Below are 17,237 nucleotides of genomic sequence, written 5' to 3'. Positions count from 1 at the left end.
GTGTGATCGCTCGTGATCATATCAGATCGTCCTGATCGGATCTGCGCGATCAAGTGTTGCCAAGTTATTGACTTGCTCGGTTGTGAGCGTTTTACTTCGGAAACCCAGCCGTTGCCTGGCCGTCACGAACCAGCACGATGGCAACGCAAACATCTGTGGAGACGAATCGTGGTGCAGTGCGGCGTCTGGACGCGTGACACCTGGTTGGCGCTCGCCGACCGGATGCTCGCCGCGGTCCGGCCGTACGCGTCTCCCGGTCGCGCGCTGGTCACCCTCCCCGGGGCTCCCGGTGGGTACGGGCGGGCGGTCGACGGCTTGGAAGGGTTCGCCCGCACCTTCCTGCTGGCCGGCTTCCGCGTCGCGGGGGCGCGCGGCGCCGGCGTCGACGAGCTCACCGAGTGGTACGCGGACGGGATCGCGGCCGGCACCGACCCGGCCGCGCCGGACCGGTGGACGCGCCTCGACGAGCACGCCCAGGCGAAGGTCGAAGCCGCCTCGATCGCCCTGGTCCTCGACATGACCCGGCCGTGGATCTGGGACCGGCTCTCCCCCGCCGTCCAGGAGCGGGTGGTCGACTACCTCGCCCCGGCGGTCGGCGACGACACCTACCCGCAGATCAACTGGGTCTGGTTCCGGCTCGTGGTGCAGACGTTCCTGCGCTCGGTCGGCGGGCCGCACTCGCTCGGCGAGATGGCCGAAGACCTCGCCACCCACGACACGTTCGCCCGCGCCGGCGGCTGGCTCTCCGACGGGCCGGAGCGCGCCTTCGACCACTACACCGGCTGGGCGCTGCACGTGTACCCGACGCTGTGGGCCCGGATGGCCGGCGCCGCCGACCTCGCCGCCGAACGCCGCGCCCGCGACCTCGCCGGCCTCGACCGGTACCTGCTCGACGCGATCACGCTCGTCGGCGCCGACGGTTCACCGCTCATCCAGGGACGCAGCCTGATCTACCGGTTCGCGGCCGCGGCGCCGTTCTGGGTCGGCGCCCTCGCCGGTGTGCCGTCGGTCGGCCCCGGCCGGCTGCGCCGCGCCGCCACCGCGATCGTGCGCCACTTCGCCGACCGCGGCGCCCCCGACGAGCGCGGCCTGCTCACCCTCGGCTGGCACGGCCCGTGGCCGCGGCTGGCCCAGGCGTACTCCGGCCCCGGCTCGCCGTATTGGGCGAGCAAAGGGATGCTCGGCATCGCGCTGCCCGCCGACCATCCGGTGTGGACGGTCCCGGAGGAGCCGCTGCCGGTCGAGGAGCGGGACGCGGTGCGGGCGGTACGCGCGCCGGGCTGGCTGGTCTCCGCCACCCGCGCCGACGGCGTCGTCCGGGTCGTCAACCACGGCACCGACCACGCCGTGGAGGGCGCCACGGTCGGCGACTCGCCGCTGTATGCGCGGCTCGGCTACTCCACGGCGACGAGCCCGATCCTCAACGACTACGGCTGGCGCAAGCCGCTGGACCAGTCGGTCACGCTCGTCGACGGCACCGGCCGGGCCACGCATCGCGCCGGCATGCGCCTGCTGGCGGTACACGTGGACGAGGCTGGTGTCGGTGTGGCCGGGTCGCGGGCCCTCGCGCACTGGGTCGACCCGGACCCCGGCCACCGCGACCACGGCGGCGGCCGCGCGGGCCGATCCTGGCCGGCCGGCCACCTGACCGTCTTCTCGCTCGTCCGCGGCCCGTGGGAGCTGCGCCTGGCCCGCGTCGACGACCTGGCCGAAGGGGTCGACGCCGCCACGCTGAGCCTCGTCGTCGGTGGCTGGCCGGTGCCGGACGGCGCCGGGATCACCGTGCACGGCGGCGTGGTGACGGTGGCCGGGGCGCGGCTGACCAGCCGGCTGGAGAGCGTCGTCGGCGGCGGGACCGCCGCCGCCACCCCGGTCCCCGACGGTGGGCCGCTGGGCGGGTCGTCGGTCGTGCCCTGGCTGGCGCACACCACCCGGGTCGGCGCCTGGATCGCCGCCCTCGTCGAACTCACCGGCGCCGAGCCGCCCGAGCGCCGGCCCTGCCGGGCCGTGGTCGGAGACGGCGCGCACGTCGCGGTCGACTGGCCCGACGGGGTCGCCACCGCGACCCGCCTCGACCTGCCCGGGGGACGCCGGCCAGGCACCCCGGTAGCAGTGTGGGCCCCCGGGCCCCTGAACCCGAAGGAGAAAGGATGAAGCGCGCGATACCGGCCGTGATCAGCGCCGCGACGGCGCTGACGCTCGTCCTCGCCGGTTGCGGCGGCGAGGACGAGCCAGCCGACCCGAACGCCCCGGTGACGATAACCCTCGCCGGCTGGAGCCTGTCGACGACGCCCGAGTTCAAGACGCTCGCCGACGGATTCCACGCCGCACACCCGAACGTGACGGTCGAGCTCAAAGAGTACGACGCGACCAACTACGACACGCAGATGACCGCCGACCTCGCCGCCGGCACCGCACCCGACGTGTACGTGCTGAAGAACCTCAAGAACTTCTACACGTACCAGAGCGGCGGTCAGCTGCTCGACGTGCCCAACGCCGGCGGTAGCACCGCGTACCAGGTGGACGGCAAGACCTACGCGGTGCCGTACCGGCAGGACTCGTGGGTCCTGTTCTACAACAAGGAGCTCTTCACCAAGGCGAAGGTGGCGCCGCCGGACGGCAGCTGGACGTGGGACGACTACGCCACCGCGGCCAAGGCGCTGACCACCGGCCTGAAGACCGCCGGCTCGAAGGCGACCGGCACCTACCAGCACGTGTTCCAGTCGACGGTGCAGGGCTTCGCGCTCGCCCAGACGCCCGGCGCCGACCTGCTCTCCGGCGACTTCGGCTACCTCAAGCCCTACTACCAGCGGTCGCTGGACCTCCAGGCGGCCGGCGCGCAGCCGACGTTCGGGACGGCGACCACCAACAAGCTCACCTACCAGGCCGAGTTCGGCAAGCAGCAGTCAGCGATGCTGCTGATGGGCACCTGGTACATCGCCACCCTGCTCAAGCAGCGCAAGAGCGGCGACGCCGACACGTTCGAGTGGGGCATCGCCCCGGCGCCGCAGTTCGACAAGTCCACCACCGGCGCCTCCGCGACACCCGTCACGTTCGGCGACCCGACCGGCATGGGCATCAACCCGAAGGCCAGCAAGGCCAAGCAGGCCGCCGCGAAGGACTTCCTCGCGTACGTGGCGGGCGAGGACGCCGGCAAGGCCCTGGCCGCCATCGGCATCACCCCGGCCACGACGTCCGACGCGGTCACACAGACCCTGTTCGGGCTCGACGGCGTGCCGCAGGACGACCTTTCGAAGCTCGCCTACGCCAAGCACGACACCAAGGCGGAAAACCCGGTGTCGAAGCACACCGCCGGGTTGCAGAACCTCCTCAACGACATGCACACGGCGGTGCTGTCCGACAGCAAGGGCCTCGACGAGGCCATCACCGAGGCGCAGAACCGCGCCAAGAACGAGGTCCTCAACCAGTGACGCGACGGCGGGTCCGGCGACGGGCCCGCCACCCTTTCAGTACCCGGAGAGTCCTATGGCTACGATGCCGCGGCTGCGGGCCAGGCCCCGCCGGCTGGTGTGGCGCAACACGGTGGCCGGATGGTCGTTCATCCTGCCCAACTTCGTCGGCTTCGCCGCGCTCACGCTGGTGCCCGTCGTCGCGCTCTTCTACCTCGCGTTCACCAACTGGAACGTCTTCGGCGTCGCCGACTGGACCGGCACCGCCAACTTCCGTCGCATGTGGAACGACGCGAGCTTCTGGACCGCGCTGCGAAACACCCTGTACTACACGGTCTTCCACATCCCGCTGACGATGGCGGCCGCGCTGGGGCTGGCGCTGCTGCTCAACCGGAAGCTGCGCGGCGTCGCCTTCTTCCGCACCGTCGCGTTCTTCCCGTACATCACGTCGATCGTCGCGATCGCCGTGGTGTGGAACCAGCTGTTCAGCCCGGAGTACGGCCCCGTGAACGCGTTCCTGCGCGCGGTCGGCGTGGACACCCCGCCCGGCTGGACCACGTCGGCGGACTGGTCGATGCCCGCGGTCATCCTGGTCGGCACCTGGCGCTACATGGGCTACTACATGCTGCTCTTCCTGGCCGGGCTTCAGACGATCCCGGCGCAGCTGTACGAGGCCGCGGAGATCGACGGCGCGACACCGTGGCAGCGCTTCGTCAACGTGACGCTCCCCGGGCTGCGGCACACCACGTTCTTCGTGACCGTGATCCTCACGATCGAGAGCTTCAAGGTCTTCGACCTGATCCTCGTGATGACGCAGGGCGGGCCGGGACAGTCCACATTGGTGCTGTCGCAGTACATCTACCAGAAGGGCTTCGTGGAGAACCAGTTCGGCTACGCGTCGGCGGTCTCCATCGTGCTGTTCGCCATCTGCTTCGGCGTGACGGCGATCCAGTTTCTCGTCAACCGGCGGGGGGAACGATGACAGCCACCGACATCCGGCCGCCGGCGACGAGCATCACCGTGCCGGGACGCTTCGCCACGCGGCGGCGCCGTGCCTCGCGGGGCTGGCGGATCGCCGGCTACGCGGCCCTGGTGCTGGCGGCCGCCGCATTGCTGCTGCCGTTCTACTGGATGGTGATGTCGTCGCTGAAGACGAACAACGACGTCTTCACCGTGCCCATCAAGTGGGTGCCCGACGACTTCGTATGGGGCAACTACGTCGACATCTGGCAGCGCTCGGAGCTGACGACGTGGCTGCGCAACACGCTGCTGCTGTCGGTCGTCGTCACGGCGCTCCAGGTGCTCACCGGCAGCTTCGCCGCCTACGGCTTCGCCCGCGTCCGATTTCCCGGACGCAACCTGCTCTTCCTCGCCTACATCGGCACGATCGCGGTGCCCTGGCAGTCGTACATGATCCCGCAGTTCATCCTCATGTCGAAGCTGCACCTGTCGAACACGCTCTGGTCGATCGTGGCGATCCAGGCGTTCGGCGCGTTCGGCGTGTTCCTGATGAAGCAGTTCTACGAGACGATCCCCGAGGAGCTGAGCGAGTCGGCACGGGTCGACGGGCTCACCGAGTTCGGCATCTACCGGCGCATCATGCTGCCGCTGTCCCGGCCGGCGCTGGCCAGCCTCGCGCTGATCACGTTCGTCACCACCTGGAACGACTACCTCGGGCCGCTGATCTACCTGCGCAGCCCCGACCTGCGCACGATCCAGCTCGGACTGAACACGTTCGTCTCGCAGTACAACGCCGAGTACGCGCTCATCATGACCGGCTCGGTGCTGTCGGTGCTGCCGGTCGCGGTCATCTTCCTGCTCGGCCAGCGGTACTTCGTCGAAGGCATCGCCACCACCGGGCTGAAGGGGTGAGAGTCATGCGCCTGCGCCACGACACGATCGCCGCCGTCTTCGACGGGATCCAGGTCGCGCTGGTCAGCAACATGCTGCTGGTGGTCGGCGGCCTGCCGCTGGTCCTGCTCGCGTTCACCACCGACAGCGCGCGCTCCTGGCCGCTCTACGCGCTGGCCGCGCCGCTCTGCGCGCCGGGGCTGTGCGGCGTGTTCGCGGTCATGTCCGGTGGGTTGAGCCAGCCCGCGGGCGGCCCGCCGCGCGTCTTCTGGCGCACCTGGCGGGCGACCGCGCGGCCGGCGATGCTCTGGGCCGCCGGGGCCACCGCCGCACTCGTCGTGCTCGGCGTGGACGCCCGCTGGGCCTGGGGGCACCGGATCGGCGCGCTGGCGCTGCCGGTGCTGGCCATGCTCGCCGTCCTCACCGTCGCCACCGCGCTGCTCGGGCTGGTCGCCATCGCCGAGCGGCCCACCGCGCGGCTGCGCGACGTGGCCCGCGCCTGCCTGTACCTGTCCGTGCGCCGCTGGTACCTGACCGCCGTGTCGCTGCTCGTGCTCGCGCTGCTCGCCCAGTTCGTGGCGGCCCGCCCGGCGCTCGGCCTCGGCTTCGCGGCGGCACCGCTGCTCTACGTGGTCTGGGCGAACACCCGCTGGAGCCTGCGCCCCGCGCTGGACCCGGCCTGAAAACCGTAGGGAGAAACGCATCCATGACGGCGACCGACGTCCGTCCCAGTCCTGACGCCGAGGCGGTCGCGGCCGCGGTGTCCGCCGCGCTGCGCACCGTCGACGCGAACATCGACGCCTTCGGCGACCGCTATCCGGCGGACACCACGACCGGCGGGAGGTACCCGTTTCGCCCGCCGAGCGCGGGCCAGCCGCGCGGCGCCAACGTCGGCTGGACGACGAGCTTCTGGCCCGGAACGATCTGGCTCGCCTACGACCTGACCGGTGACGAACGCTACCTGCGCGCCGCCATGTCCCATGTGGACAGCTTCGCGATCCGGGTGGCCCGCGGCATCGACCTGGACACCCACGACCTCGGCTTCCTTTACACCCTCTCCTGCGTAACTCCGGCCCGGCGCTCCGGCGACCGGTGGGCGCGGGACGCGGCCGTCGCCGCCGCCGACCACCTGATGACCCGGGTGCTCGAGCCGGCCGGCATCATCCAGGCGTGGGGCGACCTGAGCGACCCGCGGCAGCGCGGCCGCACCATCATCGACAGCCTGATGAACACGCCGCTGCTCTTCTGGGCCGGCGAGACCACCGGCGACGGCCGGTACGCCGCGGCCGCCCGCCGGCACGCCGCCCAGCTGCGCGAGCACATCCTGCGCCCGGACGGCACCACGTTCCACACGTTCTACTGGGACCCGGAGACCGGCGTGCCGCTGCGCGGCGAGACCGAGCAGGGGCACGCGGACGACTCCTGCTGGGCCCGCGGGCAGGCGTGGGGCATCTACGGGTTCACGCTCAACCACCGGTACACCGGCGACCCGGCGCTGCTGGCCGCGGCACAGACCTGCGCCGACCACTTCCTGGCCCACCTGCCGGCCGACCACGTCGCGTACTGGGACCTCGTGTTCACCGACGGCAGCGGCGAGGAGCGGGACAGCTCGGCCGCGGCGATCGCCGCCTGCGGCCTGACCGAGCTGGCCGGCGCGGTCGCCGACCCGGCTCGGGCGGACGGCTACCGCGAGGCCGCCGCGCGGATCCTCCGCTCGCTCGTCGACGGCTACTCCACGGCGGGGCATCCGGCCGCGAACGCGCTGATCCTGCACGGCGTGTACGACAAGCCGAAGGGGATCGGCGTCGACGAGGGCACACTCTGGGGCGACTACTTCTACCTGGAGGCGTTGACCCGGGCCACCGTCTCCGACTGGACGAGTCCGTGGTGACCACCTCACGCACAGAAGGATGATCATGGAGTACCGGTACCACTGCACGATCCCGGCCGGCGACGGCCTCAACAAGCTGCCGGTCAACCCGTGCCGGCTGCTCGACCTCGCGCTGTTGCGGCTGCCGGCCGGCGAGTCCTGGACCGGCGACGCGGGCGACCGGGAGATCCTCGCGGTCGTCCTCGGCGGCACCGCGACGTTCACCGTCGGCGGCCACCGTTTCGCGGAGGTCGGCGAGCGGGCCGGCGTCTTCGGCGGCAAGCCGCACTCGGTGTACATCCCGGCCGGCGCGACCGTCACCGTGGAGGCGCTCACCGAGGTGGAGATCGCGCTGCCCAGCGCGCCCAGCGACCTGGCCGTCGAGCCGTACGTGATCGGCCCCGAGCGGGTGGCGGGCGGGCGGTGGGGCGCGGCCAACTTCGGCCGCCAGTACCACCAGATCCTCACCGAGATCGCCCAGCCGGACCTGCCGGCGGCCCGCCTCATCGTCGGCGAGACGTACACGCCGTCGGGCAACTGGAGCACCTATCCCCCGCACCGCCACAAGGTCGACGACCTGCCCGCCGAGGCGGCGCACGAGGAGATGTACTACTTCCGGGTCGACCGCCCCGGCGGCTTCGGCATCTCCCGGGTGTACACCGACGAGGGGTACGAGGAGAACTTCACCGCCCGCGACCACGGCGTGCAGATGATGCCGGAGGGCTACCACACGGTCGTCAGCGCGCCCGGCTACACGACGTACTACCTGTGGTTCCTCGCCGGCACGCAGCGCACGCAGGGCGCCCGGGAGGACGCCGACCTGGCGTGGGTGGGGCAGACCGTGCCGACCCTGCGCAGCGTGGGGCTGTAACAGTGAGCGAGCGAGTTGGCGCGGCGGCGTCTGGACTGAGCGGCCCCGCCGACGAAGTCGGGGTTTCGGGGCCGCGAGGGAAGACGTCGCCTTCAGCGCCGCACGAGCGAGCGAACCATCAGGCGCTGGTCCTCGACAGCTTCCGGCTGGACGGCCGGGTCGCGCTGGTCACCGGCGGCGGCCGGGGCATCGGGCAGGCGCTCGCCACCGCGCTGGCGCAGGCCGGCGCGGACGTCGCGCTGCTGGCCCGCACCGAACCCGCCGAGACGGTGGCGCGGATCGAGGAGCTCGGCCGGCGGGCGCTGGTCGTGCCCGCCGACCTGTCCACCGCCGGCCCGGACGAGCTCGGCGACGCGGTCGCAGCGGTGGTCGCCGGGCTGGGCCGGCTCGACGTGCTGGTCAACAACGCCGGCACGATACGCCGCTCGGCCGCCGCGACGCACCCGCCGGAGGACTGGTCGGCGGTGCTGCGGATCCAGCTCGACGCGGTGTTCCACCTGTGCCAGGCGGCCGGGCGGGTGATGCTCGGCCAGGGACACGGGAAGATCGTCAACATCGCGTCGATGCTCTCCTTCCAGGGCGGCGTCCGGGTGCCGTCGTACACCGCGGCCAAGCACGCCGTCGTCGGTGTCACCCGGGCCCTGGCCAACGAGTGGGCCGGCGCGGGCGTCAACGTCAACGCGATCGCACCGGGCTACATCGCCACCGACCAGACCGCGGCCCTGCGCGAGGACCCCGACCGGGAACGCGAGATCCGCGGACGCATCCCGGCCGGCCGCTGGGGCACGCCCGAGGACCTGATGGGCGCCGTGGTCTTCCTCGCCTCCGATGCCGCCCGGTACGTGCACGGCGCCGTCCTGGCCGTGGACGGAGGCTGGTTGGCCCGCTAAGCGAGGAGCGAGTTGGCGCTGCGGCGTCTGGACTGAGCCGCGCCGCCGACGAAGTCGGGGTTTCGGCGTGGCGAGGGAAGACGTCGCCTTGAGCGCCGCACGAGCGACCGAGCCCGGCAGGCAAGGAGGGTGTGTCGTGACCACTGAGCGTCTCTTCGGGACCCAGCGGCAGGAGCGGCTGCTCGCCGAGCTGCGCGGGCGCGGCGCGGTACGCGTCCGTGACCTGGCCCGCGAGCTCGGCGTCAGCGAGCTGACGATCCGCCGCGACATCGCCGCGCTCGCCGAGCGCGGCCTGGTGTCCAAAGTGCACGGTGGTGCCACGCTGCCGTCCCGCCGGGCCGCGACCAGCCCGCCGCACCGGGTCTCGATCCGGTACACGCTCGGCATGGTGGTGCCGTCGCTCGACTTCTACTGGCCGGCGGTCATCGCCGGTGCGCGGGCCGCGGCGGCGGCGCTCGGCGTCGACCTCCAGCTGCGCGGGTCGAGCTACGACCCGGAGGAGGACCGCCGCCAGGTCGGGCGGCTCGTCGAGGCGGGCGAGGTGGCCGGCCTGCTGCTGGCGCCGAGCCTGGACGGCCGGGTGCCGCCCGACTGGATCGGCCGGCTGTCCGTGCCGGTCGTCTTCGTCGAGCGGCAGCCGCGAAGCTGGCCCGCCGCGCTCGCCTCCACCCCGGCCGTCGAGTGGGTGCGCACCGACCACGCGCATGGCCTCGACCTCGCCGTCGGGCACCTGTGCGAGCAGGGGCACCGGCGGGTCGGCCTCGTCCTCGACCGGGACAGCCCGACCTCCGCCCACCTGCTGCGCGCGTGGCACGCGGCCCGCGCGGACCCCGCCCTCGCGGCCGTGCTCGCGTCGCAGTGGTGGGTGACGCCGGGCCAGAGCGTGAAGCTGCTGCGCGAGTGCCGCCGCGCCGGGATCACCGGACTGGTCGTGCACAGCGACCCGCAGGCCGCCGACCTCGCCCGGTGCTGCGCCGAACACGGCATGCAGGTGCCCGGTGACATGGCGATCGTCTCGTACGACGACGAGGTCGCCCACCTCGCCGAGCCCGCGCTCACCGCGGTGCGCCCGCCCAAGAGCCACATCGGCCGCCTCGCGGTGGAGCTGATGGTGGCCCGCCTGCTCGGCGGCGAACGCCGGCCGGCCCACCGCGTCCTGCTCGCACCCGACCTGGTCGTGCGCGCGTCCTCGGTCACCCGCGCGTGATCAAAGGTCCTCTCCAGCAGTTGGAGCTGCTTGAGAGGACCTTTGATCACGCGTCTGTTCGGGTGTGAACGTTCTCGATCGGCTGGCTTCGAACCCTGGTGTGAACGTTACCAGGGTGTTACCAATGTGATAGCCATCGATGCCTTCGCCCGGGAGGAAACGACGTGAGAAGCAACAGACGGCTGCTGGCGCTCGGGGCGGCGCTCGCCCTGACCGCGGGCGCGCTGGCCGTGCCGGCCGCTCCCGCGCAGGCGGCACCGGTCACCGTCACCAACGGCACGCAGTTCACCGACACCTCCGGCGCCGTGGTGCACGCGCACGGCGGCGGCGTCCTGAAGGTCGGCAGCTACTACTACTGGTTCGGCGAGAACCGCAACGCCAACAACACCTTCCGGGCGGTCTCCGTCTACCGCTCGACGGACCTGCGCAACTGGGAGTTTCGCAACAACGTGCTGACCCAGTCGTCGGCCGCCGAGCTCAACGTCGCCAACATCGAACGGCCGAAGGTCATCTACAACGCCAGCACCGGCCGGTACGTGATGTGGATGCACAAGGAGAACGGGTCGAACTACAGCGAGGCGCGGGCCGCCGTCGCCTCGTCGACCACTGTGGACGGCGCCTACACCTGGCACGGCAGCTTCCGCCCGCTCGGGCAGCACATGTCGCGCGACATCACGCTGTACAACGACGGCGGCACCGCGTACATGATCTCCGCCGCGGACGAGAACTACGACCTGCACATCTACCGGCTCACCGCCGACTACCTCAACGTGGCCAGCCTGGTCGGCAACTTCTGGGACGGCGCCCACCGCGAGGCGCCCGCCATGTTCAAGCGGGGCAGCACCTACTTCCTGCTCACCTCGGGCGCGACCGGCTGGAACCCCAACCAGGCCCAGTACGCCACCGCGTCGAGCATTTCCGGGCCGTGGAGCGGCTGGACCAACGTCGGCAACGGCACCACGTTCAGCTCGCAGCCCACGTACGTGCTGCCGATCCAGGGCACCTCGACGACGAGCTACCTGTACATGGGCGACCGCTGGGCCGGCGCCTGGGGTGGGCCGGTCAACGACTCGCAGTACGTGTGGCTGCCGATCACGTTCCCGTCGAACACGAGCATGAGCCTGAGCTGGTCGCCGTCGATCACCATCGACGCGGCCACCGGCACGATCACCGGCAACTCCCCCGTGTACTACCGCGTCACCGCCCGGCACAGCGGCAAGGTGATGGACGTGGTCAGCAACTCCACCGCCAACAACGCCGAAGTGAAGCAGTACCCGTGGAACGGCGGCGGCAACCAGAAGTGGGAGTTCCAGGACGCCGGCGGCGGCTACGTGCGCCTGGTCAACCAGAACTCCGGCAAGTGCCTGGACGTCGTGTCGGCGTCCACAGCGGACGGTGCCAACGTCATCCAGTACACCTGCGGAGGCGGCACCAACCAGCAATGGCAGTGGGTGGCGACGGGCGGCTACTTCCAGCTCCGCGCCCGGCACAGCGGCAAGTGCCTCGACGTGGTCAGCGCCAACACGGCCGACGGCGCCGACATCCAGCAGTACGCGTGCGGCTCCGGCACCAACCAGCAGTGGACGAGGACCCAGTCATGACGCGCCGTCTCGTCGCCGCGCTGCTCACCGTCGTCGGCGCGCTGGTGGTCGCGCCCGCGCCGGCCACCGCCGCGACCACGCTGGTGTACACGACGTTCAAGGGCGACGCCGTCGCCGACGAGGAGCTGTGGGTCTACCGGTCCACGAACGGCGGCACAAGCTACAGCGTGCTCGCCGACACCAACTACCACGGGCCGACCGGCGTGCTGCGCGACCCGAGCATCCTCAAGCACAACGGCCGGTACTACATCGCGTACACCGTGCAGTCGTGGACCACCAACTCCACCTACTTCAACATCGCCTCCAGCACCAACCTCACCTCCTGGACGCACGTGGCGAGCGTCAACTCCGGCATCGCGAACACCCGCTTCACCTGGGCGCCGGAGTTCTACGTGGAGGGAAGCACGGTGCGGATCATCGCGAGCATCGCGGCGACCACGTGCTCCAACTGCTTCCGCCCGTACGTGTACACCGCGCAGAACACCGCGCTCACGTCGTGGAGCGGCCCGTCGCAGATGTGGGGCCTGGGCACCAACCACATCGACACGTTCGTCGTGAAGTCGGGCGGCACGTGGCACGCGTTCACGAAGGACGAGACCGGCAAGTACATCGAACACTGGACCACCACCGGCAACCTCTACGAGGGCTGGGTCAACCGCGGTCGACTGTGGAGCTCCGGCTACGAGGGCCCGTCACTGGTCCGCCTCGACGACGGCCGCTGGCGCATCTACGTCGACCGGTACTCCACCGGCGGCGGCGTCTACCCCGCGACGAGCACCGACCTCAACACCTGGACCGGGCTCAGCTCGGTCGCCTGTTCTGGCTGCCGCCACGGCACCGCCATCCCCCTGTAGCCACCACTGCCAGGTCCCCGCCTCACCCGCCCGCCCCGCCCGTCCCAAGGAGCAGGGTGGGAGGGGTGAGCGGGACCAGCGGCGGACGGATGAGGCCGCGGGAGCGACGGTCGGGACCACGACGGACGTCGCGGTAGCCCGGATCTCTGTCTTTGGGCGGGGTGTAAAGCGTTCGCATTCGAACAGAACGGCTTGAACATGTGCATAGGTGGATGTTAGGAAGAGCTGTGACAGCTCGTCGCCTGCTCGCGTCCCTCACCCTTCTCGTCCTGGCCTGGCCGGGTGCGCTGCCGGCGGCCGCGGCGCCGCCGGGCGGCGCGGGTCCGGTGACCGTCGAGGACGTCTACCGGTACCTCGACGATCCCGGGATGACCGGGGAAGGCCAGGAGGCGCCGCACGCGATGCTGCGCCCCTACGCGGACGCGCGTACGGCGGCCGACGACGTGACCGAGCACAGTGCACGGTCGCCGTGGACGTCCACGCTGGACGGTGAGTGGCGGCTCAGCGTCGCGGACCGGCCCGAGGAGGTGCCGGCCGGCTTCCACGGCGCGGACTACGACGTGTCCGGTTGGCCGGTGGCGAAGGTGCCGCACACCTGGCAGTCCGACTTCGTCGACCACCCGATGTTTCGCAACATTCCCGAGGAGATCTGGCCGGACGACCCGCCGCGGGTGCCGCGCGACGTCAACCCCACCGGGGCGTACGTGCGCGAGTTCGACGTGTCGCGGTCGTGGTCGGGCCGCCGCACCGTGCTCCGCTTCGAGGGCGTCACCAGCGGCTACTTCGTCTGGGTCAACGGCCGCTACGTCGGGTACGACCAGGGCGGCTACACGCCGGCCGAGTTCGACGTCACGGACGCGGTGCGGCCCGGCCGCAACCGGGTCGCCGTGCAGGTGCACCGGTGGGGTTCCGGCGCCTACCTGGAGGACGTCGACCAGTGGCGCTACAGCGGTATCTTCCGGGAGGTCTGGCTGTACTCGACGCCGGCGACGTACCTGCGCGACGCGTACGTCACGACCGACCTCGACGGCGACTACCGCGACGCGACGCTGACCGCCCGGGTGGCACTCGGCGGCGCGACGGACGGCTACACGGTGCGCGGCACGCTGCGCGACGCCCGCGGCCGGACCGTCGCCACGATGGCCGGCCGGGACACGCTGACCGCGGCCGTCGCCGACCCGGCGAAGTGGAGCGCCGACGCGCCCCACCTGTACGCGCTGGTGCTGGAGCTCGTCGACGCCCGCGGGCGGGTCACGCACACCACCGCGCAGGCGGTCGGGTTCCGCGAGGTCGAGGTGCGCGACGCCCAGATGCTCGTCAACGGCGAGCGCGTCCTCGTCAAGGGGACCAACCGGGCCGAGACCGACCCGGACACCGGCCGGCACGTCACCCGGGCGGCGCAGCGCCGCGACGTCGCGCTCATGAAGAGCATGCACATCAACGCGGTCCGCACCTCCCACTACCCGTCCGACCCGTACTTCTACGACCTGGCCGACCGGGAAGGGCTGTGGGTCGCCGACGAGGTCGACATCGAGACCCACTCGCACGAGAACTGCCCCGACGACTGCCTCGCCTCCCGGCCCGAGTGGCAGGCCGCGTTCGCCGACCGGTTCCAGGCGATGGTGGCCCGCGACAAGAACCACCCGAGCGTGATCATCTGGGACACCGGCAACGAGGCCGGGCTCGGCACCGCGCACTTCGCGATGGCCGCGTGGGCCGACGCCAACGAGCCGACCCGGCTGCTCTACCACCAGTCGAACAGCCCCAACGGCGACGCGCCGTACGCGGACGTGTGGGGACCGCGCTACCCGACACCGTCCTACGTGGAGTCGATCGGGCGCACTGCGACGCGCCCCATCGTGTTCGGCGAGTACGCGCACGCGATGGGCAACAGCATGGGCAACTTCGACCGGTTCTGGGCGCTGACCCGCCGGTACCCGTCGCTTCAGGGTGGCTTCATCTGGGACTGGGCCGAGGCCAACCTGCGCCAGCCACTCGTCTTCACGCCCGACTCGTCGCCGAACGGCATACCGGCCTTCTTCGTCGGCAAGCCGGCCATAGTGGATGGTCACCTGGAGCTGTCCAGCCTGGACGACTTCGTGAGCACGTTCCGCGACCCGCGGCTCGACTTCACCGGCACGGCGGTGACGCTCGACGCGTGGGTGCGGCCGGGCGCCTGGGCCGGCAGCTTCCCGATCGTCACGAAGGGCCGGGCGTACGCGCTCCAGATGCGCGACCAGAACACGCTCGAGTTCGGCGTCACCACCGACGCGTGGGCCACCGTCGCCGCGCCGGTGCCGGCCGACTGGTACGGCGCCTGGCACCGGGTCACCGGCGTCTACGACGGGTCGAGGCTGCGGCTGTCCATCGACGGCACCGAGGTGGCCAGCGCCGCCCGCACCGGCGCGCTCGACCCCGGCCTGTACGAGGTGAACGTCGGCCGCAACGCGCAAACCCAGCAGGACGACCTGCGCGGCCGGCTGGCTCGCGGCGCCATCGACACGGTGCGGATCTACGGCGCCTCGGCGACGCCGGCGCTGGCTCTGGACTTCGAGCGCTCGTCCCGGCGCGGCGACTTCGACAGCCTCGGCATCAGCCTCTCCGGCACGGACGGGATGGTCGGCACCGACCGGTACCGGCAGCCGGAGACCGTCGAGGTGGCCTGGGCGCACGCCCCGGTCCGGTTCGCGCGTGAAGCCGGCTCCACGGTGGACGTCCACAACGAGCAGCCGGCCGGCGCGCTCGACGTGACCGTGCGGTGGTCGCTGGTCGAGGTGGACCGCACGCTGCGCTCCGGGAGCCGGCGCCTGCGCCTGGCCCCCGGCACCACCGTCCCGCTCGACGTCGGCCAGGCGCCGCCCAACCCGCACGACCGGGAGCGCTGGCTCCGCGTCGAGGCGGTCGGCCGCGACGGCGTCCGGTACGGCTGGGACCAGTTCGCCGCCGGGGGTCGGGTCGTGCCCGGCGTCGCACAGGCGCCGCCGGCGACCGGCCCGGCGCTCACCCGCGACGACAAGGCCGTCGTGGTCGCCGGGAAGGGCTGGCGGTACCGCTTCGACACCGCCACCGGCACACTCACCTCGATGTCGGCCGCCGGGCGGGAGCTGCTGCGCACCGGACCGGAGCTGGACGTGTACCGGCCGCCGACGAGCAACGAGACGTACGGCTGGGGCACCGCCGACCGGGAGGTGTGGCACGATCTGGGGCTCGACCGGCTCACCACGGCGGTAACCGGCGTGTCGGCGTCCACGGTGGATGGTGCGGCGGTCGTGGAGGTGCGCGCCACCGCCACCGGCAAGCCCGGCCTGCTCGCCTTCGACCAGGTGCTGCGCTACCGGATCGACGGGCGCGGCACGATCACGCTCGACCACACGGTCACGCCACGCGGCAGCCGGCTGGGCTCGCTGCCCTACCTGCCCCGGGTCGGCGTCAGCCTGCGGGTGCCCGAGTCGATGGACCGGTTCGCCTACTACGGCAAGGGTCCACACGAGACGTACAACGACCGGTCCAGCGGCGCCTTCACCGGCGTGTGGCGGGACACGGTCGACGGGCAGTACGTGCGCTACTCGCGGCCGCAGGCGTACGGCAACCACACCGGCGCCCGGTGGGCGACCCTCCACGATGGACGGCGCGGGCTGCTGGTCGGCGGCGACATCGACGTGAGCGTGACGCCGTACGACGAGCTGGCCCGCGCCGAGTACGACTTCCAGCTGCCGCTGGTCCGCAACGACGGCTGGGTCACCCTGCACGCGGCGGCCGGGGAGACCGGCATGGGTGAGACGCCCAACTCGGTGCTCGACGAGTTCCGCGTCTCCCCCACCCGCACGCACGAGTACTCCCTCGTCATCCGGCCGCTGACCGGGGACGAGATGCGCGCCGGCGGGGTACCCGACTCGCGGGCGCCCGCGCCCTGCCCGCCGGACGTGGCCGTCGCGGCCGGCGAACAGATCACGCCGGGCCAGCCGCACGAGGTGGCCGTCACGGTGTCGGCGCGGTGCGCGGGCGGCGCGTCCGGCACCACCGCCACCCTTGCCGCGCCGGCCGGCTGGACCGTCACGCCCGCCACCGCGGACCTGGGCACCGTGGCGTACGGCACGCCGTCGAAAGCGACCTTCACGGTGACCGCGCCGGCCGGCACAGACGTCGGCCGCTACGACCTGACCGCCACCGTCACCGCCACGACCAACGGCTTCCCGACCACCGCGACGGCGACCGCGACGGTCCGCGCCCCGCTGCCGCCGGGCGGCCGGTGGGTCAGCGACCTGCCGTTCCTGGTCGCGGAGAACGGCTGGGGCCCGGTCGAGCGGGACATGAGCAACGCCGAGCAGCCGGCTGGCGACGGGCGGCCGATCACGATCGGCGGGGTGGTGTACGAGAAGGGCGTCGGCGCCCACGCCACCTCCCGCGTGGTGGTCGACCTCGGTGGCGGCTGCACGTCGTTCCGCGCGGACGTCGGCGTCGACGACGAGATGGGCGCGAGCGGCTCGGTCGCGTTCGAGGTGTGGGTCGACGGCGAACGCCGCGCCGCGACCGGCGTGCTGACCGGCTCGGCCGCCGCCCAGCCGATCACCGCCGACGTGACCGGCGGCGCCCGGCTGGAGCTGCGGATCACCGACGGCGGCAACGGCAACGGCGCCGACCACGGCGACTGGGGTGGTGCCCGCCTGCTCTGCGCCACCTAGG

The 17,237-nt window shown here is 72.0% G+C and carries 12 protein-coding genes; all 12 read left to right on the top strand.

The features are described 5' to 3' along the window. Positions 1–168 precede the first annotated feature (168 nt). The 12 genes from AC5L36_RS26040 (at position 169) to AC5L36_RS25985 (ending at position 17,236) form a co-directional block, all read left to right on the top strand. Positions 169–2,154 carry a DUF2264 domain-containing protein gene (locus tag AC5L36_RS26040; protein WP_441221262.1) on the top strand — a complete coding sequence of 662 codons (1,986 nt, stop codon included), beginning with the start codon at positions 169–171 and terminating at the stop codon, positions 2,152–2,154. Next, entirely contained in the window at positions 2,151–3,431 is a 1,281-nt protein-coding gene (locus AC5L36_RS26035; protein ID WP_441221260.1) for an ABC transporter substrate-binding protein, read from the top strand. The genes AC5L36_RS26040 and AC5L36_RS26035 overlap by 4 nt, the downstream gene beginning before the upstream one ends. A 55-nt stretch (positions 3,432–3,486) precedes the next feature. Next, positions 3,487–4,392, top strand: a complete 906-nt coding sequence (locus tag AC5L36_RS26030; protein ID WP_441221258.1) for a carbohydrate ABC transporter permease — start codon at positions 3,487–3,489, stop codon at positions 4,390–4,392. Further along, positions 4,389–5,282: a carbohydrate ABC transporter permease gene (locus tag AC5L36_RS26025; RefSeq protein WP_441221256.1), complete on the top strand. Its 894-nt coding sequence runs from the start codon at positions 4,389–4,391 to the stop codon at positions 5,280–5,282. The genes AC5L36_RS26030 and AC5L36_RS26025 overlap by 4 nt, the downstream gene beginning before the upstream one ends. A gap of 5 nt (positions 5,283–5,287) precedes the next feature. Continuing rightward, positions 5,288–5,944 carry a hypothetical protein gene (locus tag AC5L36_RS26020; RefSeq protein ID WP_441221254.1) on the top strand — a complete coding sequence of 219 codons (657 nt, stop codon included), beginning with the start codon at positions 5,288–5,290 and terminating at the stop codon, positions 5,942–5,944. 23 nt (positions 5,945–5,967) lie between these two features. Continuing rightward, positions 5,968–7,152 carry a glycoside hydrolase family 88 protein gene (locus AC5L36_RS26015; protein ID WP_441221252.1) on the top strand — a complete coding sequence of 395 codons (1,185 nt, stop codon included), beginning with the start codon at positions 5,968–5,970 and terminating at the stop codon, positions 7,150–7,152. A 25-nt stretch (positions 7,153–7,177) separates the two neighbouring features. Then, positions 7,178–8,002: a 5-deoxy-glucuronate isomerase gene (gene iolB / locus AC5L36_RS26010; protein WP_441221250.1), complete on the top strand. Its 825-nt coding sequence runs from the start codon at positions 7,178–7,180 to the stop codon at positions 8,000–8,002. Between the two features lie 2 nt (positions 8,003–8,004). Then, entirely contained in the window at positions 8,005–8,892 is an 888-nt protein-coding gene (kduD, locus tag AC5L36_RS26005; protein WP_441221248.1) for a 2-dehydro-3-deoxy-D-gluconate 5-dehydrogenase KduD, read from the top strand. Positions 8,893–9,028: 136 nt separating this feature from the next. Continuing rightward, a complete protein-coding gene (locus AC5L36_RS26000) occupies positions 9,029–10,099 on the top strand; it encodes a LacI family DNA-binding transcriptional regulator (RefSeq protein ID WP_441221246.1) in 1,071 nt (356 codons plus the stop codon). Positions 10,100–10,263: 164 nt separating this feature from the next. Then, the gene (locus tag AC5L36_RS25995) at positions 10,264–11,700 is read left to right on the top strand and encodes an RICIN domain-containing protein (protein WP_441221244.1); all 1,437 of its coding nucleotides are present in this window, start codon (positions 10,264–10,266) and stop codon (positions 11,698–11,700) included. Beyond that, entirely contained in the window at positions 11,697–12,554 is an 858-nt protein-coding gene (locus AC5L36_RS25990; protein WP_441221242.1) for a family 43 glycosylhydrolase, read from the top strand. The genes AC5L36_RS25995 and AC5L36_RS25990 overlap by 4 nt, the downstream gene beginning before the upstream one ends. A 227-nt stretch (positions 12,555–12,781) precedes the next feature. Beyond that, the gene (locus AC5L36_RS25985; RefSeq protein WP_441221240.1) at positions 12,782–17,236 is read left to right on the top strand and encodes a glycoside hydrolase family 2 TIM barrel-domain containing protein; all 4,455 of its coding nucleotides are present in this window, start codon (positions 12,782–12,784) and stop codon (positions 17,234–17,236) included. The last annotated feature ends 1 nt before the right edge of the window (position 17,237 follow it).

The organism is Phytohabitans sp. LZ39, from assembly GCF_059359075.1.
The sequence above is the reverse complement of the archived record's forward strand: the minus strand, read 5'-3'. Positions and strand labels throughout refer to the sequence as shown.